Origin of the sequence: Deinococcus hopiensis KR-140 (genome assembly GCF_900176165.1) — a bacterium.
In the GTDB taxonomy this organism is placed as follows: Bacteria; Deinococcota; Deinococci; order Deinococcales; family Deinococcaceae; genus Deinococcus; species Deinococcus hopiensis.
In genome coordinates this window covers 1,825,818-1,848,251 of record NZ_FWWU01000009.1, presented here as the reverse complement: position 1 = coordinate 1,848,251, position 22,434 = coordinate 1,825,818, and the positions used below count along the sequence as shown (strand labels likewise).

Here is a 22,434-nt window from a genome sequence, read left to right as displayed (position 1 = left end):
GACTAGCCCCAGCACACGCCGAGCGTTTGAGAAGGAGTGAGCTTCAGCCAGGAGACGTTCGCATCTTCAGGGAAGCGCTTACGCAAATTGTGTACTTGGTCCAGCCACCGGAAGGGCAAGCCCCAGTTGCACTCTGCGGTTTGAGCAACGTAGCAACCCGAAAGCAGAAACCCCGCGCGGCAACTGCGGGGATCGTCGTAAACCAGACGGTTGAGCGCCGTGAGGGCATCCGCACCGCTCACTTTTTGAAGGTATCTGACAGCCTTCGCCGAGACGCCATAGCGCCGAATAGCTTCGTCCACCATTGGCTGCGTGATCCGCATGAACCCCACCGCGAACTGGCACAAGTTCTCGACTACGCGCCAGCCCAGTTCTTCCCCAAACTCTGCAATGATCTCCGCTTCCAGGCCGCTCCACCACAGGATGATGTGCGCTTCCTCGTGTCGCACCACATCCGTGTTTCCGTAATTCCACGGTGTCACCACCATCAGTGGGCCGTTGGGGTGATCGGGCGTGCAGCGGTTAGCCCAGCCAATGCGGATGCGAATGCCCAGGTAGTGAGCGACCTTGAGGGCGTGACGCTCGTGGCGTAGCTCTTTTTGAACTGCCTTCAGGTAGTAGAGATAATCGGCAGCCAGGTAGGACGTGTCGTAAGTCACGTCAGGAACCTTTTATTTGCCATCCAGTAATCGAGCCAGTCTTCGGCGGTCTGTGGTCCGACTTCCGCACCGCCAAAGTTGCGAGGGGCCGCCAGCATCCGCTGCATCTTCTCGGTCTTCAGCACTGGCCATGTGTCGCCGTACTGCTCCACCATTTCTAGCAACTCGCGCGGGATGGTGATGGGCGTTTCACGAAACGGGACAACTGGGGGGATGGGCGGGCCGCCACGGCGCTGGGGAGTAGCTTCCGGGCTGTACAACCCTGTCAGCTCCTGCCATTCCTCTGCTGAGTAGCCCAGTACGGCGCGGATCGCTTCCCTAACCTCGAGAGATGCCCTAGAAAGAGATGCTGTTCCCCGTTCTAACTTATTGAGGTAGTCCGGAGTTATCTCCTGACCATGTTTTTCCATTTCTGAGACGAACGCAGGACGATTCAAGCCCAGGTCAAGCCGGCGCTCCTTGATGAGCTCACCGTGCTCCACAGCCCGAGGATCCGGCTGCTGAGCAGACTTAGCTGCCATCGGCCAGGACCTCGGCGCAAGTGGTATTCCCAAAGCAGTCATGCGCTTCCATACGGGAACTGTACTCAAATGGTTCCAGAATGGGCCGAAATGGCGACTATTTTGGGATCAATCCCAACCTGTTATTGACTCCAAATGGGCACAGTCGTATTCTATTCCCATGCCCGAAGTCACCATCCCTGATCCTGTTGCTGCTGCCGCTCGGGCGGCGGTCGAAGCACGGGGCATTTCGGCGCGTAAACTCGCCCGAAAACTCGGCATGAAGCCCAGAACAGTCCTCGACTTCTTGCATGAGCGCAGGGAAACCCGGCATAGCACGAAGCTCTCTATTTGCCGCGAGTTGGGAATAGATCAAGAACAGAGGGCTCCATGACTCTCCAAGTTCATCTCTCTCCTGAACAGTTGGCGGAACTGGCTGAGCTGATTGCCGCTCGCATTTCTACTGCCCAAGCAGCTCCCGCACCCCTGAAACTCGCCTACACGATCCCCGAAGCGGCTGAGGCAACAGGCCAGACCGTTTGGTGCATCCGCACAGCCATCCGTCGCGGGGAATTGCACGCACGGCAGGCCAGCGAGAGGGGGGCATACGCGATACCCGCCGACTCCCTTCAGGCCTGGCTGCACGGAGTTCCCAACACCACCCTTTCCGCTCCCAGTGCGCGTGGGCAGCGCAAGGCCCACTGATGACCACTCCACCCCGTATCAAGACCCGAGTTGACCCGGAAGCGTGGCAGCGCGTCATGGCGGCGCTCAACGCGGCAGCGCGCACTGCCACCCCCATCACTCCCCCCGCATCCCAGGTGCGTGAAGAGCAGCCCGCGAAACCCAAGGCGAGCTGAAAAAGAACAACCCCCCTGCGTCAATGCCGTTGCACCGGCTCAGCAGGGGGAGGAGGAACTCCATGTTAGCAGACCGCATCACCCTCACCCGCGCGCACATTGCCGTGCCGCCCCCGACGATCCAGACCACCGACGGCCTGGAATGGACCTACGAGAAGCAGCCCTTCGAAGGTGAGTTCGTGCGCCGCTACCGCTGTGGCCAGCGCGTGGCGAACCTCACCTCCCACCGGGGCAGCGAGCTGGTCCGCTTCGTGACCGCCACCGGGAAGCGCCTGGACGTTGAGCGCGTGGCAGAGGGCGAGGTGGCGGCATGAAAGACCTCCGCGCCCACCTGCAGCGCCCCGCCGTGCAACTGCTGCTCGCCGCCCTGTTCTTGATGGCCCTCGGTTTCTTCTGCGGCTGGGTCAGCGCCAAGGGCCTCTGGGATACCACCATCGCCACCCTCTTTGGCCTCCTGGCTGGAAAGGCCGTGAAGCTGTGAATCGCAACGATCCCGTGGCCGTGTTGGATGCGCCGGCCCAGCTGCCCGAACTGAGCCTGGAAGATCCCCGGGTAGTTCGCCCCGCCGAGTACGGCTGGGCCACCCGCCCCACCTGCCCCATGTGCGGCCAGCAACGCTGCCTGGGAACGTCGGACTGCTGGGAAGGGTTGCTGTGACCCGCCCGGCCCGCTCCCTCTTCCGCACGCTGCTGCTGCTCGCCCTGGCCTACGCCCTGGTGCCCCACGTGATCACCAACCCATGGGCCTCTCTCGGGTTCTGCGTGACGTTCGTGGCCGCGTTCGCCCATGCCGTGATGACGCTTGCCCTGCTGATTAATCCCGACACCTGAGACACGTCGGGGGTGCGCATCGTCACACGCACGCGGCACCGCGGCCCAGACACCTCACCCCTCCATTCACCCCGGCCCACGACCCTCAAGCACCGGGCCAGCACAGGAGACAGACCACCATGGGACTCAAAGGCCAGAGCAAGGAAAGCAGCAACTTCGAGCGCACCATCTTCCCCGAAGGCACCTACGACATGGTTCTGGACAAGGCCATCGTCATGATGGGCAAGCCCAGCCAGTACGCCCCCGAAGGTGCCCCGAAGATCATGTTCATCTGGAAGTGGACCGACGAGGAAGGCACCGAGTTCGAGCTGACCGACTACCTCGGCTTCCCCAAGAACATGAAGTGGAACGAGAAGAGTGCCTTCTGGAAGCGCGCGGGCGAGATCGCAGGGCTGACGTTCACGAACGACAACGCCGGCCTGCTCGACATCGACCTGGGTGAGTTCATCCAGAGCTACACGGAACTGCTGGAACACATCACAAGCAAGGACGACCGCGGCAATTCCGAGAAGGCGCACGTGAAAGGCCTGTCCGTTGGAGACCAGGAACTGCTCGGCAAGAAGTGCCGTCTCGTCGTGGGGGTCTGGGACAACGGGGAGAAGCAGGGCAACGAGATTGCCAAGGTCATGCAGATCGCCGCAGCGAGCGGCCCCCGCAAACCCACAAAGGCAGCACCTACCACTCAGAGCGCTCCCGCTGCTCAGAAGGCAGCCCCCGCTCCACGCCCCGCACCCGCTGCCCCGACGGGGCAGGCGGAAGTGGATCTGCCGTTCTGAGCCCTTTTTAGCCCCCTGAAGTAAAGGGAGGACTGCGGCGCCGGCAAGCAATCGCAGTCCTCCTCTTTCAGCCCCTGAAGGAGCACCACCATGTTAGGAGATAAACGCGGCCCCCTGTGGTACAGGACCGACCCTCACCAGACCATACGAGACCTGCCCGGAATTGGTTTCAAGCTGGCGAAGCGCGTGGTGGAAGACCTGGGCGACGGAGACCCCGACGCCGCCCTCGTGATGATCGAACGCAACCCCTTCAACCTCATGGAGGTGGAGGGGATTGGCTTCAAGAAGGCCGACCGCATCGCCAAAGAGAAGTTCGAGGTGACCCCAGACGATGAGCGGCGGCATGAAGCCGGAAACCGCTACATCCTGGAGCAAAAAGGCGTGCTCGGCGAGCGCGACTTCTTCAGCGAGCGGATCAAGCTGGAGCTGCGCGACCCCAGCTACAAAGTCCACGGTGTAGAAGTTGAAGAGGGCTTGTACTGGCTGCCGGAAGAACTTGAGGCCGAAGTAGAGCTGGAGCGCTGGATGCGCCGTCTCCCCACGGGCGAGGGTGAACACCTCCTACTGGCAGACCTGTCCCCAGCGCAGAAGGCCGTTCTGGCCCGCATGGGCGCAGACGAGCAACAGACGCTGGCCGTGCGCGCGATCCTCGCCAACCGCGTCCTGTGTTTCACCGGTGGTGCCGGGACGGGTAAGACGTTCTGCGTGGCCGGTGCTTCCCAGTGCGCAGGCCTGGACCGCAGGAGCGTGCGCGGCATGGCCTTTGCTGGCAAGGCTGCGGACCGGATGCGCGAGCAGTTCGACCGCTACCAGGTCATGGCAGAAGCCAGCACCATCCACAAGGCCTTGGGCTTTCAGAAGCGCGGCTTCACCGTCGAAAGACTGGCCGAAGACCTGTATGTGATCGACGAAGCATCCATGCTGCCCAACTGGCTGCTGTGGGCCGTGGTCAAGCGCCTCCCCCCGCACGCGCACCTGATTCTCGTGGGTGACCCGAATCAGTTGCCGCCCATTGGTTACGGCACGCCCTTCGTTGACTTACTGGCGCACGGCGTGGCGCATGTCCACCTCGAAAAGAACTACCGGCAGGCAGACCAGCAGGGCATCCTTCACATGGCGGAAGGCATCCTGCATCGGCGGCGGCCCACCCCTACTGCGTGCGTAGAGATGCACCTGGGTGTGGATCCCGCCAACCTCGAACCGCTCTTCGAGCAGCTGGTCCGCACCCATGGTGGGCAGGACTTTGAGGACTGGCAGGTCATCACCTACCAGAACGAGAACGCTGAGCGGTACAACCTGCGCGCGCAGGCCGTGATCAACCCCAACGGCATGCCCCTGTTCGAATATCCCCTCTGGAAGCTGGGGACGGGTGAGCGCAACCGCCCTCTATATCAGGCTGAAATCCGGGTGGGCGACAAGATCATCGTCGTCAAGAACAGCACGCTGCTGAACATCTTCAATGGGCAGACCGGCCGCGTGATTGGGATGGCAACCAAGCCCAAGCAGGTCATGCGGAAGCAGGCCGATGGCCGCTGGGAACAAGAGAACGGCGAGACGATGCCGCACCTGCGGGTGGAGATTACCGGCCGAGAAGTGGACATTCCTGAGGACGAGGTAGAGAAGTACGTCCAGCTCGGCTACGTGATCACGGTCCACAAGGCTCAGGGTTCGGACTGGCCCCGCGTGATCATCATGCAGCCGGGGAAGGTCCGGGACGATACGGCACGCCGCTTCTTCTACACAGCAGTGACCCGCGCCAAGGATCACCTCTGTGTGGTCAGCACGCTACGTGTAGTGGCGTGGTGGACGAACGCAGCCACCGACGCGCCCGATGAGCCGTCCAGTCTGCTGCGGCGCCTCGCGCGGCCCGCGCCTTGCGAATGGTGCGGCGGCGAGGGCTGCGGCATTTGCGATGAGACGATCAAGGCCGCCAACGAAGCGAAGTGGGCTGCTGAAGGGACGTGGCCTGATCCCGCCGCTCAGCCTGACCCCTGGGAAGCGGCTGAGGGTGAGACGTTCTGGCCGGAACCTGCTGTGGCTGCGGCTCTGGGGCCTGAACCCGTGACTTTGGAGCGTGTCGAGGAGATCAAGGCGCAGTTCCGCGTTATGGATCTGGGAGGTGTGGCGTGAAGGGAATTACGCTCCGCCACCCTTGGGCCTTCGCTATCGCCTACCTCGGCAAGCAGGTGGAGAACCGCGACTGGGATGACCGCCTCGCTGACCTCATGGGCATTCACGACCTGGTGGGGGAGACCGTCGCCATTCACGGCGGCACCGCTCCCCACCGCCCAAAGCGGAAGAACGTCCTGCCTACCAATCCCTGGCGCGAGTTCACCACTGACCTCGGCTACATCCGGGACAACATCCTCGGCGGCGAGCTGCCCGACGCGGCTGCGCAGTACCTCGCGCGCACCTGCCCCGGCCCGCTGCAACCCGAGGCCTTCATCCTGCCCGGCATCGTTGCGGTTGCCGTGGTGCAGGGCGTCACTCGGGCCAGCCGTGACCGCTGGGCAGCTCAGGGACAGCTCCACATCCTGCTTGACCAGGTGGTGACGCTTCCCAAGCCGGTCCAACTCTCAGGGCATCAGGGCATCTGGACTGTCCCCGAAGTCATCGCCGATGAGGTAACAGAGCAGGCCCGCCAGGTGCTCGACACACGGCCCCAGCAGTACGCAGAGCTGGGGGGTGCGGCATGGCTCAGTTGAATGTGGTGCTACCGATACAACCCCACAACCTCGGCATGGCCAGCGACAAACTTCTCCTCGGAACGGAGAGGTTTCATGGAGTACCATACGTCTTCGATTTGTGCTCCCAACGACTGAGAGACAGCTCCAGACGTTGCTGCTTCCAGGGCGCCTATCAACCACATCGAATCGACAGCTGCCAGGGCCTGCAACGTCCAACCATGGGTCTGTTCCCCTGTGGCGGCCTCAATCTCCATAGAGGTCAGCTCGGAGAAATCGAACGGGATCACCGTTCCCTTGCACTCCAACTCCGCTGTCATCCTGTTAAAGGAGCGGGCAGTGTAACAGGGAATATCAATGACGCCCGTGTGTGGAAAGGTTGCACTGGAAATGGGATACAGCAGTGGCATCATGCCGCTGAGAGTAAGCGCACCGGATTTGGGAGCGCTGAAGAATGACCCAACCCTCGCCCCGTCAATGGGTGGCCCTCCTCTATAGGGGGGTCACCCCCCCCCATGGCTTCGTGGAATTCCGCTTCCTCAAAGGCGGAACCCGAGCATGGATGCCCTGGCCGGCCTTCGAAGGCCACCCCGATGAGTTTCGCCTGACCGCCGTACCCGAAGGCAAGAACGCCTACTGGGGCGTAGCTCTTCGCACGCTGGATGCCCCCGAAGCCATCAACCCCAAGACCGGCAAACCCGGCATGGGAGACAAGGCACACACGCACCCCACCCACCTCCAATGGGCCGAAGTGGATCTGGAAAAGCATCCCGAGCTGACCAACGGACAGACGGACTTGCACAGCCTCCCCGCGGAGGAACTGGCCGAATACAAGGCCGTGCTGCTCCGCCAGGTGCTTGCCGAGTGCGAGCGGCGCAACCTCCCGCCCCGCGCCGTGGTGGACAGTGGCCACGGCCTGCACCTCTACTGGGCCCGCCGCGCGCGCAGCACGATGGAGGAAACGGAGGCGTACAACCGCCGCCTCGTGCTGGCCTTCGGAGCCAGCACCGAGAGTACGGATCAGGCGCGCATCCTACGCCTGCCCGGCACCTTCAACCTGAAGAACCCCCAACGTCCCCTCCCGGTGCAGGTGCTCTGGCAAGACGCTGAGGCCTGGGTGGAACGGGACGCCCTGGACGCATTGCCGGAACTGGAGAAGCCCAAGCCTGTGCCCCCTTCCCAGTCCTCTGGGAAAGTTTCCCAACCTGCTGGGAACGCTCAGGAGAAGTACGCCCAGTCGGCCCTCCAAAGAGAAGTGGACGCCGTGCGCTCGGCAGGGGAGGGCGGCAGGAACCATCAGCTCAACCGCAGCGCCTTCAGCGTCGGCACCCTCGTGGGCGCCGGGGCCCTCGACGAGGTGCAGGCGGCACACGAGCTGACCGAAGCCGCCCTCGCCGCCGGACTGGAAGAAAGCGAGATCCGAGACACTGTGCGGTCCGGCCTCGCTGCAGGCAAGCAGAGCCCCCGTGACCTGAGCACCGTCGGGCAACGGCACTGGGAGAACAAACCCCAGGCCTTCGGAACCATTGGGGGAAAAGGCGACGGGCAGGCTAAGACGCGCACCAAAGACCTGCCCGACAAACCCACCCTCGCCGACTACCGGGACCTCACGCTCGACTGGTGCGCCGAGCAGGGCCACGTCTACCGCTACCACCAGACCCGCCGCAGCTGGTGGCAGTACAAAGGCGGCGTCTACGTCGAAGTGCTGGACGAAGTGATGTACCAGCGCGCCGACAAGATCCTCCAGTCCTACGGCTACAACAACCTAAAGACCGCGAATATCCGCGAGGTACTGGACAAAATCAGTCGCGAGGAAAGCGTGGCCGCTCTGGAAGTCGACCAGACCGCCTGGGAACTGAACACCCGGACCGGCATCCTGGACCTGGAGAGCGGGCTGCTGCACGATCACACACCCGAATACTTCAGCACCATCCAGAGCGCAGCAGCGTATCGGCCGGGGAGCGTGGCACATGACTGGATGGCATTCCTACGCCAGGCAGTACCGGACGAGGGAGACCGCCTGCTGCTGCAGCAGTTCGCCGGGCTGTGCTTGACAGGGGACACAAGCCCACAACGCGCCCTGGTTCTGGTGGGCGACGGTGGTACAGGCAAGAGCACCTTCGTGCGTGTTCTTCAGGCTGTACTGGGCAATCTCGCCACGTCCTCAGCACTGGAGAACATCAAGGACGGCTCTTTCCTGGTCGGCAATCTTGTCGGCAAGCGCATGTGCGTGGTGTCCGAGCTCCAGCAAAGTGTGGACTGGCTGCCCTTTAAACGGATCACTGGTGAGGACACCATCTCGGTAGACGTCAAGAACAAAACACCGTTCACGACGAAGTTAGATATCAAGCTGATCATTTTGACCAACGTCATGCCCCGCCTGGGGGAGGACACCAGCAACTCCTCTCTGATGCGCCGCTTCTTGCCAGTGGCCTTCAACGTCAAGCCGGAGAAACCAGACCCCACTCTTGAGGCTCGACTGACCCACCCCGACGAGCTGCCCGGCGTTTTGAACTGGATGCTGGAAGGCCTGCGCGTGCTGCGCGAGAACAACATGCGTTTCCCCGCCTCTGATGCCGCTGCACTGGCGCGCGAAATTGTCGAAGACAGCAACAAGGTCATTGGCTTCCTGCGGGATGAATGTCGTTACGTCCCCGATGTGCAGACCGCCTCGGCCGATCTGTATGCCGCCTACCGCAAGTGGTGCGGGCAGAACGGCTTCAGCCCCCTTCACATCAACAATTTCGGCAAACACCTGATCTCTGCTGCCAAGTACTTCGGCAAGACCGTCGAACGTGACCGCAATGTTCGCGGAACCGATTACCGGCACATTCAGCTTTCAACTCAGCCCGGCATGTGGGAGGACTCAGAATGACAACTTCCGACCGCTGGCAACCTTTCTGGCAACCTTTTTTTGAGGCTGCCAGGAATTGGAGCCGTCCTACACAGCATCCTGGCAACCTTGGCAGGCTTGGCAGCCTTTTTCATAAGCACGTAACGCGCGCAAGAGCGCTTCTCGATATAAGGCGGAACCACCCCAAAAAGGCTGCCAACGTTGCCAGCGCTGCCAGCACTTCGTCTCAGTGCAGCTTCTGGGCTGGCAACCAACTTCCTGAGGCTGCCAAAAGGCTGCCAGGGGTCACCTCATGCCGGGCCTGACAGGTACTTCAGCCAAGCGGCCAGCTGCGAAGCCCCTCGCACCTGCCATCCGCCTCAAAGACCTCCTCGACCAACTCGACACCGAGTTCGAACAGCTCAAGAGGCAGGAGCGCGAGCTTGACGAGCAGCTGCTCTGGGTCTACTTCCAGAGCTGCGTCCGCCCTGCGCTGCACTGGGTCAACGGAGACCCGTACACCTTCGAGTTCCCGGCCGCGTACCAGGTCGAGCGCCTCGCCAAACTCTGCGGCTACCTCAAGAGCCTGCAGGGGGCCGAAGCAGAGAAGGTGCTGGCCGCCCGCGAGGTGAACCTCAAGGGCTTGCTCACGGCCTGGCCTGCTTACCGGGATCTCGCCATTCCTGACCACATCCCGAACGGCACGAGCATCGCCGAGCAGGAAGTGCTGCCGTTCTCGTGGGAGGCCATCGAGACGCTGTGGGACGGCGAGAACTGGACGGGGGAGGGGGAGAAAGCCCGCGGCCTCTTCCTGCCTCAGTTCGGTACCAAAGCGTCTGCCGACTTCCACCTGGCGGGCCTCGCGGTGCTGTTCCTGAACCGGCAGTTGCGTCTGCCTCTGTCTGACCTCACGCCTCAAGGAGGGAACTGACCATGACGGAAAACATGGAAAAACATGGACCTGTGGCATTGAAGATCCGCTGGCGGCCCGGCAAGCACTACCCGGGCAATGGGGAGCACTTGCGCGCCAAGGTGGGCCCGCAGCGGCTCTTGATCGTGCGGGAGGCGGTACGGGAAGCGCCGGCATACCGGCTCGTGATCGATGGCGTGGAGCGGGGACGGGGCTTGCGGTTGTCGGAGGCGCGGCACCTGGCGAAGAGGGTGCTGGCTGGGGGTGCGGCATGACTCGGCCGGACCTCCTGGCTCGCTTGCGGACGATGCACAACTCGCTGTCGGCGCGGGACCGGCTGACGCATGAGCAGCACGAGGTGTTGCTGGAAGTGGAGGCGGCGTTGCGGGGGCAGACCGCGGTGCCAGGGGACCTGGAAGGGGCCCTGCAGGTGGCAGGAGCGCAGATGGTGGCCACGAAGCCTGGGCTGACAGCGGAGGCGGTGCGGGAGCTGCTGGAAGGTATCCCTGCCACGGCTGAGCTTGTAGATCTCACTGACTCGGCTCTTGAGGGGCTGTACCTCATGGACTACAGCGTGGATGCCTTGGGCCCGGTGAAGATCGCTGTCTTACCGGAGTACGAGGATGGCAGTGCTCCAGGCTGGAAGCTCCTCACCCATTCGCTCTCTCTCGCTCGCCTCGTGCTGGCCCAGGCGGAAGAGCTCGAGCGGTTACGGGAGCGGGTAGGGGCGGTGGAACAGGTGGCGATCAAGCTGCACTTTTACTCCCGCCGCTACTGCGACGGACGCAGCACCTACGCGCCCTCCGAGCACAACATGAACACGCACACCTTGCTGGTCCTGGGGATTGAACTGCACAGGGACCCGATCAGCAAGACGGGGCCGTTCGCCCTGGACGGCATGTATGGGCTGAGGCAGCAGGAGAAGGACATGCTGACGGCCCTGGAAGGCGGTGCGCTGTGAGCCAGGTATGCCGCTTAGGTCCGCCGAACGTAAATGCGCACCCCAACGGTGTCGCGAAACACTTCAGTGACTTCCCAGGTCTCTGTGGTGCCGATCAGTATGTCTCCCACCTCTGGAACGGGCGCTTCACGCGACAGAGTCAGTTCAGTCAGCCCATCGGGGAGGTTGACTCTCCACATAATGAGGATGTCTGGCAACGAGTGAGTCACCCCTTCAGATTATTGAAGGGGCGGCGCAAGTGTGTCAGCAACCCTGCTGCTGGCGGTGACCTCGTGACGCCCGCGCTGCCTTCAGGCCCTCTGAACGCGAACGCGAATGTCGGCGCTGTCGCGCAGAACCTCCGTGACTTTCCAGGTGTCAGTGGAGCCAATCAGGATGTCGCTGATATCGGGAAGGCCGGCATCCCTCGACAGGGTCAGTTCGATTTGTCCGTCGGGGTGACGTTGGGTGCGGAGGATGTAGGTGTCGGGCAGGAAGTACTCCATGCGCGAAGCTTAATGGAACTTCAATTTAAGGGTGTCCGTTGGTTCTTAAGAAGCGGTGTCTCGTGACGCCCTCGCTGCCGGACACGCTGCGGCCGTTGCCAGAGGCGGCGAATCCCTCAGACAAGTCGACCAGTCCCGCCCTGGCGCTCCTCGCAGCGCCGGAAGGCGGTGCACGGTGAGGTCCGGCTCAGTGGACCGGCAGGCGGTAGAGCCCCGTGGCGGGACGGCTGAGGTAACCGTCATGCACCAGGTTGGTCAGGGTGCGGGGAATGTCCTCTGCGGGGATATTGGGATAACGGTTCCGGATGTTCTTTATAAGGTCGCTCACCAAGACAGTGTTGTCGGGGCAACAGTTTTGCAGCTCCTTTGTGAGAGCGAGGATTTGGGGCTCGTACGTACTGGTAGAGGTTTTCATAGAGTGCTGGCCACTTTATCCAGAAGTGTCGTTCTGAAGATCTCCCCCCTGTTGGGTTCTGTTGGGCGGTGTCTCATGCCTTACGCGACATCCATGACGCGTGCTTCACGTTCTGTGAGTGGGGTACGGGTCCTGCAATGCGCGGGTCAGCATCAGGAGTTGTTCTGGAGAGGTCATGAGCTGGATCAGTCTTGCGGGCTTAGGAGGGGCAAGTGAGTGTTTCCCTTTCTGACCGTTTGGCCACGCTGCAGCGGATGCGTGCGGCGCATGGGGCTAGCAAGGAAGAGAAAGCCTTGTTGGAAGAAGTGCGGCAAGAGCTCGAATCCCCCAAGTGTGTCGCAGAAGGTGCGGCCCAGTTGGCCGTGGAGGGATTGGCGGAAACGCTGAGGAAAGAGGCGAAGGCAGAAGCAGAGGAGTATTTCGCCAGTCAGAGCAAGAACCCCTTCCTGCTTCAGCAGCTCAACCTGAAGTACGAGTTTGCAGACCGCCTTGACGCCCTCACCGCTCAGCAGGACGCGCAGGCGGGAGGTGAGGACTGATGGGCACGCCTACCTGTTGGACACCACATCGACGCGGTTACGCCCAGAAACTCTTCCGTCAGGGCCTCACCATCGCGGAGGCGGCCCAGAAGTTGCGGGTGACGCGTAGCGCTCTCGGCCTGGCCGTCACGAGGTACCAGATGAACGTTCCGCCGCGCGATCTGGTGACATTCACCGATCTCGCGGTCACCCTGGGCATCTCCGTCACGGAGGTTCACCGCTTGACGGCGCGCCGCGGCATCACGCCTGGACGGTGGCTCGGCAACAGCACTGTGACGGCGAAGGAGGCCGCAGCGTTACAAGCAGAGCGTGAGCCTGTCCTGGACAGCTGGCCTCCCAACTACCTGACAGCGGAGCAGGTGGCGCAGCGGTGGGACCTCACGGTCAGTCGTGCGCAGGCCCGCCTTCGGGAACATGAGGTGCCCTACGTCCTTGTGCGCGTTGTCGGGAAGCCGTCCCCCAAACGTGCTTACCATCCCCGGGACGTGGACGGGGCTCGGCCACCCACGCACTTCTCTCAGCGTCCTGCAGGCACGTTGGATGCCGAAGAGTTGGCGGTGATCCTTTCTCGCAGTGCCGCGATGGTGCGCTTGTGGGCACAGCAAGGGATGCCGCACTTGGAGCAGCGGGGGCCGAAGCGGGAGCGTCTGTTCCGATTGCCAGAGGTGGTGACCTGGTTGCAGCAGCACCGCGACAGCCGCACTCGTCGCCTTGGCGCGTACATCGCTGCTCAGCAGCAGAGGGAGGCCGCATGACACGGCAGGTCAAACCACCGGCCCACGTGAGTCAGCATGCCTACGAGGCAGCCCAGGTGCTGCTGCAGGCGCTCCGGGCACGGGGCAAGCAGGCGGAGAACATTGACGAGGCCATCCAGAAGGGCTACCTCACGGATCTGGATTGGTGCCGGGCGTTACAGGAGTACCGGGAGTTGTACGGGGTAGTCAGCATCACTTACGCCGATCCGGTGGCCGCGCAGGAGAGCCGCAGCCGGGCTAAGCGGAAGGGGGCAGCGTGAGTCCCCGCAAAAGTGTCGCTACGTTGGAGTCCCTTCCAGCGAAGAAGGCGACTCCACCACTCCGCAATAGCAAGAAGAAGCCCGTGAACTCGCGGGCGAAAGGCGCCCGGGGAGAGCTGCAGCTCGCGAAGGCCCTGACTGAGCTGGGCTTCCCGGCGGAGCGCGGGCAGCAGCGGAAGGGCGGGGCGGATTCGCCGGACGTGATCTGCCTGGCTCTTAGCGGATGGCATATCGAGTGCAAGCTGACCGCGACGTGCCAGATGCACAGCCCGGCCACCCTGAAGTCTTGGATGGATCAGGCACGACGTGACTGCGAAGGGAAGCGGATGCCCATCGTGATTCATCGGTGGAATGGGGCGCGCGATTGGTGGGTCCTGGTCATGCCTTACGCCCGTCCCTGGTATTGGCAGCGTCTCGACCTGTTTGTGAAGGTCGAAAGCGAGCTATTGAAAATTTGGGGGATACCGAAGTGACCCTCGCCCCTTCACGCCCCCAGGAGGTGGCCGTGTCCAAATTTAAGACGGAGGACCTGGTGGCTGCTGCTCTCCAGACGCCTACTCAGAAGGCTGCCCAGCGTCAGGCGGAGGAAGCCCGGGCAGCCACGGCAAAGCAGCGCGCTGGGCGCAAGAAGCTCACGCCCCGGCAAACTATTCAGGCGCTCACCAGCGGCCGCACGCAGGCCAGGGAAGCGCGGGAGTACGCCGAGCGTTGGTATCAAGCTTTGCGAGGCTGGGACGTGCGGGAGGTGGAGATCCCGTACAGCTTCCACTACGAGCCGTCAGAAGAAGGGTTGGAGTTTCTGACGCTGGGGAGCAACGTGCGGGCCCCAACGCGCTACCTGCAGACACCGATAGGGGAGTTCACGGAGGGGGAGGTGGGCGCGTTGATCACGACGATGAGCCGCAGCCTAGTGCCAGAGCAGAAGCAGTTGGGCAAGATGCTGGACAAGCTTCGGCATGAACGGCACAACTGCATGGCAAGACTGCTGCGAGAGGATGGGCGGCTGCACCAGCACCCAGAGCGGGCGGTGCGGTACGCCGTGGCAGTGCTGACCCTGGCTGTGCAGTTGCGTGATGAGAAGGCGGAAGCCCCATTGCATGTGATGCAACAGGAATTGCAGAAATTGACCATCACCACTTGTTAATTTGGAACAAAACTGCTAGCGTTTTTGTAGAGTCCAAGAAGAGTCGAGGCACCCCCAGTTGGGTGCCTTTCTTGTTGGGGTAGTGCAATAAAGACGAAAGACAGGCGTTCGTAACCTGAGACATGCGCATAGAGGTCAACCTGGACATGCCCCTACACTCTCTCGACCAACTTCATGGGCTGATTGAGCATCATGGTGCATGGGGTTTGAGCTTCTGCGACTTTCAGAAGAAAGTTTGTGTGTACGAAAAGGATGGGGTCCACTACAACGGACGCCTTACATGGGCCCCGAGCGGAGGCACGATCGAAGAAATGTACGCACGCGTCCAGGACAGGCACCAATCCCTTCAGGCCATGTAACCCTAGTAGCACTGGGACCCCGCTTCGGTGGGGTTTTTCATTACCGGGAGGTGGGCGTGTGTCGAAGAAGGCCAGCAAGCGAGCTCGTCGCCGTGCTCTCCAACAGCAGCTCCCGGATGTGCGCCGGGCGTACTTCATGGCACGGGAGCAGCGTGGCCGAGTCAAGACCACGCCGAGGACGTTTGAGGAGCAGGCGGTCCGGGAGCCGTTCTACCTGCAGGAGCTGGGGCTGGCGCCGGTGCTTCGAGGCATGAGCTTCGAGCCTAGGTATGAGGCTGGACCGGTGATCAGGAGCGGGTGTCAATAGGTCCCGGACGGAAAAGAGGGTTGTTCTTCTGTGGGTCAATCTCTCGAATATCGGCCCTAAGAAGGAATTCAGCTTCTTCTTGAGTGCGTGCATCCTTACAAGTGGCTTTAAGCAAGCTTAGACCCTGTTGCACTGCAAACTCTGTGGCGTCGTTTCGCTTCATGCCTTGTTGTCTTGCCACCACCTTCCACAACCGTGCGAAGTGGAGAGCCGTTTGAAACTCCGGGAGCTGGGTTGTTTCCACAAATCTACGCTACCCGATAGGAGGTGAACCGCACCCATGACCGACGCACCGAAACAACCCACCGCCGAGGAACTGGGCGCGGCCCTCTCCGACAAGGACCGGGTGCTGGCCGATGCCTACCTCGCGACCTTCAACAAGCGCAAGGCGGGCATTGCGGTGAAGTACAGCGAGAACAGCAAGAAGTACCTGTTCCGTTTCCGGCGTCCAGACGTCCAGGCCTACATCAAGGCCCGGCTGAGCGAAGAGGTGATGAGCGCCGAGGAAGTCTTGGCTCGCCTCAGCCTTCGCGCGAGCATCGACGGCAGTGACTTCTTTGAGCAGGAATCCTACGAGGTTCCCGTCTTTGAGCCCCGCTCCATCCAGGAGCTGATCGACAACGCCGAGGCCAAAGTCGGCCGCATGAACGCCATTGACCCCGAGTTGCTGAAGTCGTCCATCGAGATGGAGCAGCGCAGGATCGCCGACTGGGAAGTCCAGCTGGCCATGGACCCGGACGCCACCTACCAGAAGCAGGTGGGGACCAGAACAGAGACCCGTATCGTGCCGAGCTTGAAAGCGGCCGAACGTAACGGCGTGCTGCAGTTCGTTGAGGGCACCGAGTACGGTCCTAACGGGTTGAAGTTCAAGTGGGCAGACCCCGTGAAGGCCCTGGAACTGATCGGCAAGCACCACAAGCTGTTCACGGAGCGCACCGAACACAGCGGCAGCGTGGACCTGGGCGTGAAGTACATCGCTGGCCTGTCCGAGGATGACCTGTGACGGCTGCCCGTCTGCCGGCTGGCGCCCGCGTTTACTTCCCACGTGGCTCTGCTTTGGACGTCCTGCGGTGCAAGGTGGACGAGTTCATGCTGGACGGTCCTGCAGGTACTGGCAAGAGCCGCGTGTGCCTGGAAAAGCTGAACGCTCTCGCCGAGAAGTACCCCGGCTGCCGCCTCGCCATTGTGCGGAAGTTCCGCGCGGCTCTGACCGAGACGGCTCTCGTGACCTTCGAGCAGCACGTGAAGCCGCGCTGCAACACCATCAACCAGCAGCGGCGTGTGCGCCAGTCCTACGAGTACCCGAACGGTTCGGAGATCGTGGTGGCCGGAATCGACAATCCGGTCAAGCTCATGTCGGCCGAGTTCGACGCGATCTACGTGCAAGAGGCAACAGAGCTCAGCCTGAATGACTGGGAGTTCCTGAGCACCCGCCTTCGCAACGGCGTGATTCCGTACCAGCAGCTGTTCGGGGATTGCAACCCTGGGCCGCCCTCGCACTGGTTGAAGAAGCGCATGGACGCGGGCCTCACCCAGCGCATCCTTTCCAGGCACGAGGACAACCCTCGCCTGTTCAGCAGCAGGGGAGACTTGACCCCGTTCGGCGTGTCCTACTTAGCGCGCCTCGACAAGCTCACTGGGCCACGCAAGGACCGCCTGCGGCACGGCAAGTGGGCGGCAGCCGAGGGCATGGTGTATGACGCCTGGCGGGATGAGCTGCACCTGGTTGACCCGCTCCCCATTCCGAAGGAGTGGCGGCGCTTCGTCGTGATCGACTTCGGCTTCACGAACCCCTTCGTCTGCCAGTGGTGGGCAGTAGACCCGGATGGGCGGATGTTCCGTTACCGGGAGATTTACCGGACGCGCCGTACCGTTCGTGATCATGCAGCCCAGATCAAAGTCCTCACCGGTGACGAGCGCATCGAGGCGTGGGTCTGTGACCACGATGCAGAGGACCGGGCGACGCTGGAACAGGAGTTGGGCATCCGTACAATTGCGGCGGATAAGGCTGTAAGCCGGGGCATTCAGGGCGTGAATGACCGCCTGGTGCCTGCAGCGGACGGGCGCCCTCGCCTGTTCCTCGTGAAAGGTGCGCTCGTTGAACGGGACCCGCTCTTGATCGACGAGGAGACGGGGCTGAGCGACAAGCCCACCTGTACCGAGGAAGAAGTGGACGGCTACGTGTGGGCGAAAGGGCCCAACGGCGAGACGGTCAAGGAAGAGCCCGTGAAGAAGGACGATCACGGGATGGACACCACACGCTATGCCGTTCGGTACGCGGATGGATTCGGCGCTCGCCGTGAACGTCGTCAGGACACGGGCGGCGTGCAGCAGTACTGAAAGGAGGTCGAATGATCAGTATCCCCGGCATTCCCCAACTGACGCTTGACCTTCTCGTGGCCGCGCTCCAGCCCAAGCCCGTGCTGGTCAAGCCCACGCACGGCCCATTGACGCTGGAAGTGCTCTACGACTACGCGCACGACAACCAGTTCGGCAAGAACGGCCAGTACTGGCAGGGCCGCAAGCCGGTGAGCGGCAGCGTTGTCGAGATCCTTCCTCAACTGGTCAGTGATGACCAGATCGGCCCGGCCATTGAGGCCGTGGTGTCTGGGCAGTTGGACCGCGATCCAGAGTGGAGCCTGCAACTGGACGGCAAGACAGTGGAAGCGGCGGAGGACGGCACGCAACCCGCGCCGCTCGCCGAGTTGTCGGACTGGCACGCGCTCTCGCAGCTGCTCAGTCACGTGCGGGACGCGGCCCGGGCTTACCAGTGGGCCGGACGCATGATCGGACGGGTTTACATCCCGGACGTGTACGCCGAGCTGCTGCAAGACAAGCAGGGTTGGACGCTGGCCGACGCCTTGGCGCTCGTGCATGTCTCCGCCGTGGATCCACGGCAGGGCGGGCCGCTGCTGGACGGCCACGGCCGCGTGCTCGGCTACTACTACACCTACACCCTGGTGGACGGCGCAACCAGCAAGACGAAAGTCGAGTTGCACACGCCCGACAAGGTATGGACGTTGGAGTCCACCGCGGGCAACCTGCAGGCCGTCCTGCCCGAGGGCCAGCAAGTGCCACTCAACCCCTACAGTCTTCGCGGGGAAGCGCAGGCACGCCGTCCAGAGTTCCTGATGTGGCACGCGGACCGGGACGGCGGCTCAGCCATCACGCCCAGCATCCGGGGCAAGCAGGACCGGCTCAACGCGGCCGTGACAAATGCCGGGCGCAACGATGACGCGGCAGGCTTCCGGCAGATCGTGGTGGCCAACGCTGAGCAACCCAAGGATCCGCAGACGGGCAAGGACATCCCCTGGAGCGTTGGCCCGAGCGTGGCCATTCGCCTCGTGGGCCTGCCCTATGACGATGTGGAGCCCACCGGAGGCACGATGCCGCGGCGCCACACGCCCACCTGGCAAGTGGTGGACCCGGTAGACCCGGAGAAGTTCCAGGGCAGCATCGACATGTGGACGCGGCTCATCCTGCGCGGCTTCGATCAGGAGTGGCGTACAGACCCCCAGGCGGCCGTGAGTGGAGAGAGCAAGCGCGTCTCCCGGCGTGGCCATGACAAGCGGGTGGCCTTCGCTGCAGCGGATACCGGCGCGTTCCTGGCCTGGGCGCTGCGCTCAGCCCTCGTGCTGGCCAGCAGCCTCATGGGTGAGCAGGCACTGAAGGAAGCCTTGACTGCCCTGATCGTGCCTCGCCTGTACCTCGATGTGGATTCCAGCAACCTCGCCGAGTACCGCGAGCTGCTGGCAGCATGGCGTGATGGCGGCCTGGACCTGCTCACGCTGGCCGAGGCCACACCGACGGTGCATGACGCGGCCACGGTGGTTCAGCGCGTGCGGGAAGAGTGGAAGGAGCGCGGCGGCGCGCCTCCCCTGGGGAGCAACAGTCCGCCCGTGACAGGAGGTGAGTGATGCTGCACCACCGACACCAGACCACCTTCTCCGGTTGCACGTATCACGCCCTCTACGCGCTGAGCGGCGAAGAGCTGCTGCTGGCCCACGTTCATGACGTGAGTGAGCCTCGCTTCTACGCCCGCATTCACGAGCTGGGGCTGATGGCCGTGGCCCTGTACGTGGGTGAGCCTGCCCCGCCGGCCTTCTGGACGCGGCTTCACGAGGGTGAGCAGCAGTTTCTCGTTTCCATTCCAGCCCGGCGCCTCGGCGAGATTCAGCACGCGGTGGCGCTCGAGCTGACCCCGGGGCACTGGGCGACGGTCAGCGACAGCCGCGAGCGGCAGCTGCTGCACTTCACCTGGGATCAGTTCCTGGCCAGCGAGTACGCGCAGCCCCACCGGGTGGAAGTCATCGCGCCAGCAGTCGTTGAGGCCTACCCCTTCGAGGACGGCCATGGCCTGGTGGTTCACGCACTTGCCCGGGATCGTCCTGATCCCTTCCCTGACCTGACCCTCTAACTCGGCACCCAGCAAGGTCTGGGGTAAGTCCCGTCCGTCCACGTCGCCCCAGCAAGGTCTGGGGCTTCGTCGTTTCTGCCAAGGCGCAGGAACCGCGCGTTCCCAAGGAGGAACAGACATGAAGACCTTCCCCCGCACCCTCGCTCTGACCGCCATGCTTGCCCTGGCCAGCCTGCCCCGCCGTGCTGAAGGGGAGCCTGATCCCCAGAAGGCCGCGCAGAACCTGCAGAACCTGCTGAGCAAGCACAACGGTGACGCCATTGCGCTCGCAGCGACGTTGCTCGGCGAGAACGCCAACTACCGGGACCGAATCCGCACCCTGGAAGGCGAGGTCGAAAAGACCAAGCTTCCCGACGGCTCTGTGGTGCTCAGCAAGGCTGATGCAGAACGGTACGCGGCGTACCAGGCACTTGGCAAGCCGGACGAGCTCAAGACGAAGCTCGCGGATGGCGAGACGGCGACCTCTGAACTCGGCACCTTGAAGAAGCGCGACACGCTGCGCACTGTGGCCGACAAGGTTGGTTACAAGCCCAGCGTGCTTGAGCGTCTCGGTGGGGACCTCACCTTCGAGGAGATCGAGGTGGACGGCGAGAAGGCAGGCGAGAAGGTCAAAACGTACGGCGTGAAGCTGGCCGACAAGGTTGTCCCGCTTGACCAGTACGCGAAGGAACAGTGGGGCGACTTCCTGCCGGCCCTAGCCGCCCAAGGTGGCGGGAACAACCAGGTGCAGCAGCGGCAGAACCCCATCACCACCCCCATCGTGCCCCTCGGCGGGAACGGTGGCCTCACCAGTGGTGCGCGCACGCCCGAGCAGATCGCAGCGGAGAAGCGTGCCTCTGGCGATTACTCCATGTAGGCGGAGGTTTTAAAACATGACCAATATCGTACGCAGCCCGCGCGCTTCGGTGGACACCACCAGCGCTCAGTTCGCCCAGCAGCACGCTGGGAAGATCCTCGGCGAGGACGTCGCCGCTGGTCAGCCCATGGAGCTTCGTCCTGACGGCAAGCTCTGGCGCTTCGCTGGCACGGCCAACAGCGTCTTCTTCGGCATCGCGCCCCGCTCGGGCCGCACCGGCCAGCCCATGACCGCCTACGGTCTCAGCACGCAGTTCCGTGCGGCCGATCAGACCCTCACCATCGGCAAGACGTACTTCCTGTCCGACACCGTGGGCGAGATCTCCGACACGGCAGGCACCAAGGATGCGAACGGCAGCTTCTTCGCCGTCGGCACCTCGGACCTCATCGTGACCCGCAGCTTCGGGAAGGTGGGCTAATGCGTAAGTTCACTTCTTTGAGCACCCTGAGCCTCCTCGGTGTAACCCTGGCCATGGCCTCCAGCCCTCGCCGTGCCCCCATTCGCACCGGTACTTATGATCTGCGTGACCTGCAGAACGTCACGAACCAGACCGTGATTCAGTTTGGCCTAGAAGATGTTCAAGCTTCGGTGCAAGCCGAACTGGCGGTCCACAACAACCAGATCAATGACATGGTGGGCAACCTCGTCCAGGCCGCCCCCAGCCGCATCGTGGCGGACGCTTCCGGCATCCTGCTGGAAGGCGAGATGCGCGAGGTCGACGAGTACGGCCGTGTGGCCACCCAGAAGACCGGAGCGCCGCCCCAGATCGGCATTCCCATGCGCCGGTTCCAGTTCGGTGTGGGCTTCACGGGTGACTTCCTGGCGCGTGCCACACCTGCCCAGATCGCGGTGAGCACGTACAACGCCGAGGCAGCGGACCGTCGCAAGACGATCCAGCTGATCCGGAACACGCTGTTCAACCCGACGAACAGCACGTTCTACGACTTCCTGCGCGACAACATGGAGTTGCCCGTCAAGGCGCTCTACAACAACGACGGCACGGCGCCTCCACTCGGGCCGAACGGCGAGACCTGGGACGGTACGCACAGCCATTACATGGGCTTCTCGGCCTTCACAGCGGCCAACCTGAACGCGCTGATCCTCAACGTCGCGGAGCACACCAACAACGCGCGCATCGAGGTCTACATCAACGTGGCCCAGGAAGAGGCCGTGCGCGGGTTCTCGGGCTTCACGCCTGCGGTTGACCCCAACGTGATCGTCAGCGTCAACCAGACGGTGACCGTGCAGCGCTTGGACACGGGTCGTCAAAACAACCGCATGATCGGGCTGTTCAATGGGGCCGAGATTTGGGTGAAGAGCTGGATCTTCCCCAACTACGCAGCGGCCGTGGACACCAACGCTGCGGTCAAGCCCATCGCTCGCCGTGAGCCGACGGGTGAGGATGCCGTGGTGGGCGCTCCCGGCCTGCGCATGGTGGGGACCATCGTGACCTTCCCCCTGCAGAGCGAGTACTGGGGCCGCGAAGTCGGGTACGGCGTGCGCAACCGTGGCGCGGCGGCCGTGGCGCAGTTCAACGGCACCCCCGGGACCTATGCGGATCCGACGAATGGTGGGACGGCATGAAGTTCCTTCGTGACGGCGTAGAAGTTGACGCCAACGGCAAGCCCGTCGCGGAAGCCCAGACCGAGCAGCTTGGTGGGGGAGAGGCGACCGCTCTCCAGCAGCAACTGGATGACCTCCGGGCCGTTCAGGCGGCCCAGGAACGGCGGTACGCGGAAGCGACGGCCGAACTGGAGCAGTTGCGTGCTCAGCCCTTGCTCCCCGAGGACGCCCACGACCGTCTGATCGCGGTCAAGGGTGTCGGCGAGAAGCTCGCTGAGGAGATCCTCGCCGCCCTCAAGGCTCCTGCTCAGGAGGGCTGAC

General features: G+C 63.0%; 32 protein-coding genes. 26 read left to right on the top strand and 6 right to left on the bottom strand.

The features are described from left to right. Positions 1–2: 2 nt before the first annotated feature. Both B9A95_RS22560 and B9A95_RS22555 read right to left on the bottom strand, forming a co-directional pair. Positions 3–659, bottom strand: coding sequence for a hypothetical protein (locus B9A95_RS22560; RefSeq protein WP_084049329.1), 657 nt, complete (start codon positions 657–659; stop codon positions 3–5). Further along, the gene (locus B9A95_RS22555) at positions 656–1,141 is read right to left on the bottom strand and encodes an XRE family transcriptional regulator (RefSeq protein WP_245808440.1); all 486 of its coding nucleotides are present in this window, start codon (positions 1,139–1,141) and stop codon (positions 656–658) included. Before B9A95_RS22555 ends, B9A95_RS22560 begins: the two co-directional genes overlap by 4 nt. A gap of 199 nt (positions 1,142–1,340) precedes the next feature. On the opposite strand from B9A95_RS22555, the gene B9A95_RS32615 reads away from it, so the two are divergent. The 9 genes from B9A95_RS32615 to B9A95_RS22530 all read left to right on the top strand — a co-directional run bounded on the left by B9A95_RS32615 (position 1,341) and on the right by B9A95_RS22530 (position 6,330). Continuing rightward, entirely contained in the window at positions 1,341–1,553 is a 213-nt protein-coding gene (locus B9A95_RS32615; RefSeq protein ID WP_139806947.1) for a helix-turn-helix domain-containing protein, read from the top strand. A gap of 310 nt (positions 1,554–1,863) precedes the next feature. After that, positions 1,864–2,019 carry a hypothetical protein gene (locus B9A95_RS34080; RefSeq protein WP_170928750.1) on the top strand — a complete coding sequence of 52 codons (156 nt, stop codon included), beginning with the start codon at positions 1,864–1,866 and terminating at the stop codon, positions 2,017–2,019. Positions 2,020–2,081: 62 nt separating this feature from the next. Further along, a complete protein-coding gene (locus tag B9A95_RS22550) occupies positions 2,082–2,333 on the top strand; it encodes a hypothetical protein (protein WP_084049328.1) in 252 nt (83 codons plus the stop codon). Continuing rightward, positions 2,330–2,500 carry a hypothetical protein gene (locus tag B9A95_RS34075; RefSeq protein ID WP_170928749.1) on the top strand — a complete coding sequence of 57 codons (171 nt, stop codon included), beginning with the start codon at positions 2,330–2,332 and terminating at the stop codon, positions 2,498–2,500. The genes B9A95_RS22550 and B9A95_RS34075 overlap by 4 nt, the downstream gene beginning before the upstream one ends. Next, positions 2,497–2,676 carry a hypothetical protein gene (locus tag B9A95_RS22545; protein ID WP_084049327.1) on the top strand — a complete coding sequence of 60 codons (180 nt, stop codon included), beginning with the start codon at positions 2,497–2,499 and terminating at the stop codon, positions 2,674–2,676. Before B9A95_RS34075 ends, B9A95_RS22545 begins: the two co-directional genes overlap by 4 nt. Next, positions 2,673–2,849: a hypothetical protein gene (locus B9A95_RS34070; protein ID WP_170928748.1), complete on the top strand. Its 177-nt coding sequence runs from the start codon at positions 2,673–2,675 to the stop codon at positions 2,847–2,849. Before B9A95_RS22545 ends, B9A95_RS34070 begins: the two co-directional genes overlap by 4 nt. A gap of 119 nt (positions 2,850–2,968) precedes the next feature. Next, positions 2,969–3,625: a hypothetical protein gene (locus tag B9A95_RS22540; protein ID WP_084049326.1), complete on the top strand. Its 657-nt coding sequence runs from the start codon at positions 2,969–2,971 to the stop codon at positions 3,623–3,625. Positions 3,626–3,715: 90 nt separating this feature from the next. Next, complete coding sequence (locus tag B9A95_RS22535; RefSeq protein ID WP_084049325.1) at positions 3,716–5,755, top strand: AAA family ATPase; 2,040 nt, start codon at positions 3,716–3,718, stop codon at positions 5,753–5,755. Next, entirely contained in the window at positions 5,752–6,330 is a 579-nt protein-coding gene (locus B9A95_RS22530; RefSeq protein ID WP_084049324.1) for an ASCH domain-containing protein, read from the top strand. Before B9A95_RS22535 ends, B9A95_RS22530 begins: the two co-directional genes overlap by 4 nt. Before the next feature lie 8 nt (positions 6,331–6,338). On the opposite strand, the gene B9A95_RS22525 is transcribed toward B9A95_RS22530, so the two are convergent. Then, on the bottom strand, positions 6,339–6,722 hold the full coding sequence (locus B9A95_RS22525; RefSeq protein ID WP_139806946.1) for a hypothetical protein: 384 nt from the start codon (positions 6,720–6,722) through the stop codon (positions 6,339–6,341). A 149-nt stretch (positions 6,723–6,871) separates the two neighbouring features. Between B9A95_RS22525 and B9A95_RS22520 the strand changes: the two genes are divergently transcribed. From B9A95_RS22520 to B9A95_RS22505, 4 genes are all read left to right on the top strand, one after another. Beyond that, positions 6,872–9,184, top strand: a complete 2,313-nt coding sequence (locus B9A95_RS22520; RefSeq protein ID WP_084049322.1) for a phage/plasmid primase, P4 family — start codon at positions 6,872–6,874, stop codon at positions 9,182–9,184. A 271-nt stretch (positions 9,185–9,455) separates the two neighbouring features. Next, positions 9,456–10,073, top strand: coding sequence for a hypothetical protein (locus B9A95_RS22515; protein ID WP_084049321.1), 618 nt, complete (start codon positions 9,456–9,458; stop codon positions 10,071–10,073). A 2-nt stretch (positions 10,074–10,075) separates the two neighbouring features. Continuing rightward, a complete protein-coding gene (locus B9A95_RS22510) occupies positions 10,076–10,327 on the top strand; it encodes a hypothetical protein (protein ID WP_084049320.1) in 252 nt (83 codons plus the stop codon). Next, complete coding sequence (locus B9A95_RS22505) at positions 10,324–11,013, top strand: hypothetical protein (protein ID WP_139806945.1); 690 nt, start codon at positions 10,324–10,326, stop codon at positions 11,011–11,013. The genes B9A95_RS22510 and B9A95_RS22505 overlap by 4 nt, the downstream gene beginning before the upstream one ends. 14 nt (positions 11,014–11,027) lie before the next feature. Here the strand turns inward: B9A95_RS22505 and B9A95_RS34065 are convergent, their stop codons facing one another. From B9A95_RS34065 to B9A95_RS34060, 3 genes are all read right to left on the bottom strand, one after another. Then, a complete protein-coding gene (locus B9A95_RS34065) occupies positions 11,028–11,192 on the bottom strand; it encodes a hypothetical protein (RefSeq protein ID WP_170928747.1) in 165 nt (54 codons plus the stop codon). Between the two features lie 111 nt (positions 11,193–11,303). Next, positions 11,304–11,498, bottom strand: coding sequence for a hypothetical protein (locus B9A95_RS22500; protein WP_084049318.1), 195 nt, complete (start codon positions 11,496–11,498; stop codon positions 11,304–11,306). A gap of 187 nt (positions 11,499–11,685) precedes the next feature. Next, on the bottom strand, positions 11,686–11,826 hold the full coding sequence (locus B9A95_RS34060; RefSeq protein WP_170928746.1) for a hypothetical protein: 141 nt from the start codon (positions 11,824–11,826) through the stop codon (positions 11,686–11,688). Between the two features lie 299 nt (positions 11,827–12,125). On the opposite strand from B9A95_RS34060, the gene B9A95_RS22495 reads away from it, so the two are divergent. The 13 genes from B9A95_RS22495 (at position 12,126) to B9A95_RS22425 (ending at position 22,433) form a co-directional block, all read left to right on the top strand. Further along, positions 12,126–12,452, top strand: a complete 327-nt coding sequence (locus B9A95_RS22495) for a hypothetical protein (protein WP_139806944.1) — start codon at positions 12,126–12,128, stop codon at positions 12,450–12,452. Beyond that, positions 12,452–13,207, top strand: coding sequence for a hypothetical protein (locus B9A95_RS22490; protein ID WP_084049316.1), 756 nt, complete (start codon positions 12,452–12,454; stop codon positions 13,205–13,207). The genes B9A95_RS22495 and B9A95_RS22490 overlap by 1 nt, the downstream gene beginning before the upstream one ends. Further along, a complete protein-coding gene (locus B9A95_RS22485) occupies positions 13,204–13,467 on the top strand; it encodes a hypothetical protein (protein WP_084049315.1) in 264 nt (87 codons plus the stop codon). The genes B9A95_RS22490 and B9A95_RS22485 overlap by 4 nt, the downstream gene beginning before the upstream one ends. A gap of 83 nt (positions 13,468–13,550) precedes the next feature. Continuing rightward, on the top strand, positions 13,551–13,940 hold the full coding sequence (locus B9A95_RS22480) for a putative PDDEXK endonuclease (protein WP_245808439.1): 390 nt from the start codon (positions 13,551–13,553) through the stop codon (positions 13,938–13,940). A 32-nt stretch (positions 13,941–13,972) separates the two neighbouring features. After that, a complete protein-coding gene (locus B9A95_RS22475; RefSeq protein WP_084049314.1) occupies positions 13,973–14,611 on the top strand; it encodes a hypothetical protein in 639 nt (212 codons plus the stop codon). A gap of 946 nt (positions 14,612–15,557) precedes the next feature. Continuing rightward, positions 15,558–16,280: a terminase small subunit gene (locus tag B9A95_RS22460; RefSeq protein ID WP_084049311.1), complete on the top strand. Its 723-nt coding sequence runs from the start codon at positions 15,558–15,560 to the stop codon at positions 16,278–16,280. Then, positions 16,277–17,617 (top strand): phage terminase large subunit, encoded by a 1,341-nt coding sequence (locus B9A95_RS22455; RefSeq protein WP_084049310.1) that lies wholly within the window; start codon positions 16,277–16,279, stop codon positions 17,615–17,617. Before B9A95_RS22460 ends, B9A95_RS22455 begins: the two co-directional genes overlap by 4 nt. 11 nt (positions 17,618–17,628) lie before the next feature. After that, the gene (locus tag B9A95_RS22450) at positions 17,629–19,194 is read left to right on the top strand and encodes a hypothetical protein (protein WP_084049309.1); all 1,566 of its coding nucleotides are present in this window, start codon (positions 17,629–17,631) and stop codon (positions 19,192–19,194) included. After that, positions 19,194–19,694, top strand: coding sequence for a hypothetical protein (locus tag B9A95_RS22445; RefSeq protein WP_084049308.1), 501 nt, complete (start codon positions 19,194–19,196; stop codon positions 19,692–19,694). Before B9A95_RS22450 ends, B9A95_RS22445 begins: the two co-directional genes overlap by 1 nt. Before the next feature lie 118 nt (positions 19,695–19,812). Beyond that, entirely contained in the window at positions 19,813–20,550 is a 738-nt protein-coding gene (locus B9A95_RS22440; RefSeq protein ID WP_084049307.1) for a hypothetical protein, read from the top strand. A gap of 16 nt (positions 20,551–20,566) precedes the next feature. Next, a complete protein-coding gene (locus B9A95_RS22435) occupies positions 20,567–20,968 on the top strand; it encodes a hypothetical protein (protein ID WP_084049306.1) in 402 nt (133 codons plus the stop codon). Further along, positions 20,968–22,134 carry a hypothetical protein gene (locus B9A95_RS22430; protein ID WP_084049305.1) on the top strand — a complete coding sequence of 389 codons (1,167 nt, stop codon included), beginning with the start codon at positions 20,968–20,970 and terminating at the stop codon, positions 22,132–22,134. The genes B9A95_RS22435 and B9A95_RS22430 overlap by 1 nt, the downstream gene beginning before the upstream one ends. Continuing rightward, positions 22,131–22,433, top strand: coding sequence for a hypothetical protein (locus tag B9A95_RS22425; protein ID WP_084049304.1), 303 nt, complete (start codon positions 22,131–22,133; stop codon positions 22,431–22,433). Before B9A95_RS22430 ends, B9A95_RS22425 begins: the two co-directional genes overlap by 4 nt. Position 22,434: the final 1 nt, after the last annotated feature.

Bases quoted from the DNA above. Each gene is read 5' to 3' on its own strand.
- B9A95_RS22425 (WP_084049304.1), top strand. From the start codon at position 22,131: ATGAAGTTCCTTCGTGACGGCGTAGAAGTTGACGCCAACGGCAAGCCC.
- B9A95_RS22540 (WP_084049326.1), top strand. From the start codon at position 2,969: ATGGGACTCAAAGGCCAGAGCAAGGAAAGCAGCAACTTCGAGCGCACC.
- B9A95_RS34075 (WP_170928749.1), top strand. From the start codon at position 2,330: ATGAAAGACCTCCGCGCCCACCTGCAGCGCCCCGCCGTGCAACTGCTG.
- B9A95_RS22490 (WP_084049316.1), top strand. From the start codon at position 12,452: ATGGGCACGCCTACCTGTTGGACACCACATCGACGCGGTTACGCCCAG.
- B9A95_RS22440 (WP_084049307.1), top strand. From the start codon at position 19,813: ATGAAGACCTTCCCCCGCACCCTCGCTCTGACCGCCATGCTTGCCCTG.
- B9A95_RS34080 (WP_170928750.1), top strand. From the start codon at position 1,864: ATGACCACTCCACCCCGTATCAAGACCCGAGTTGACCCGGAAGCGTGG.
- B9A95_RS22505 (WP_139806945.1), top strand. From the start codon at position 10,324: ATGACTCGGCCGGACCTCCTGGCTCGCTTGCGGACGATGCACAACTCG.
- B9A95_RS34065 (WP_170928747.1), bottom strand. From the start codon at position 11,192: ATGTGGAGAGTCAACCTCCCCGATGGGCTGACTGAACTGACTCTGTCG.
- B9A95_RS22430 (WP_084049305.1), top strand. From the start codon at position 20,968: ATGCGTAAGTTCACTTCTTTGAGCACCCTGAGCCTCCTCGGTGTAACC.
- B9A95_RS22500 (WP_084049318.1), bottom strand. From the start codon at position 11,498: ATGGAGTACTTCCTGCCCGACACCTACATCCTCCGCACCCAACGTCAC.
- B9A95_RS22510 (WP_084049320.1), top strand. From the start codon at position 10,076: ATGACGGAAAACATGGAAAAACATGGACCTGTGGCATTGAAGATCCGC.
- B9A95_RS22450 (WP_084049309.1), top strand. From the start codon at position 17,629: ATGATCAGTATCCCCGGCATTCCCCAACTGACGCTTGACCTTCTCGTG.
- B9A95_RS22485 (WP_084049315.1), top strand. From the start codon at position 13,204: ATGACACGGCAGGTCAAACCACCGGCCCACGTGAGTCAGCATGCCTAC.
- B9A95_RS22515 (WP_084049321.1), top strand. From the start codon at position 9,456: ATGCCGGGCCTGACAGGTACTTCAGCCAAGCGGCCAGCTGCGAAGCCC.
- B9A95_RS22460 (WP_084049311.1), top strand. From the start codon at position 15,558: ATGACCGACGCACCGAAACAACCCACCGCCGAGGAACTGGGCGCGGCC.
- B9A95_RS32615 (WP_139806947.1), top strand. From the start codon at position 1,341: ATGCCCGAAGTCACCATCCCTGATCCTGTTGCTGCTGCCGCTCGGGCG.
- B9A95_RS22445 (WP_084049308.1), top strand. From the start codon at position 19,194: ATGCTGCACCACCGACACCAGACCACCTTCTCCGGTTGCACGTATCAC.
- B9A95_RS22435 (WP_084049306.1), top strand. From the start codon at position 20,567: ATGACCAATATCGTACGCAGCCCGCGCGCTTCGGTGGACACCACCAGC.
- B9A95_RS22550 (WP_084049328.1), top strand. From the start codon at position 2,082: ATGTTAGCAGACCGCATCACCCTCACCCGCGCGCACATTGCCGTGCCG.
- B9A95_RS22525 (WP_139806946.1), bottom strand. From the start codon at position 6,722: ATGATGCCACTGCTGTATCCCATTTCCAGTGCAACCTTTCCACACACG.
- B9A95_RS22535 (WP_084049325.1), top strand. From the start codon at position 3,716: ATGTTAGGAGATAAACGCGGCCCCCTGTGGTACAGGACCGACCCTCAC.
- B9A95_RS22520 (WP_084049322.1), top strand. From the start codon at position 6,872: ATGCCCTGGCCGGCCTTCGAAGGCCACCCCGATGAGTTTCGCCTGACC.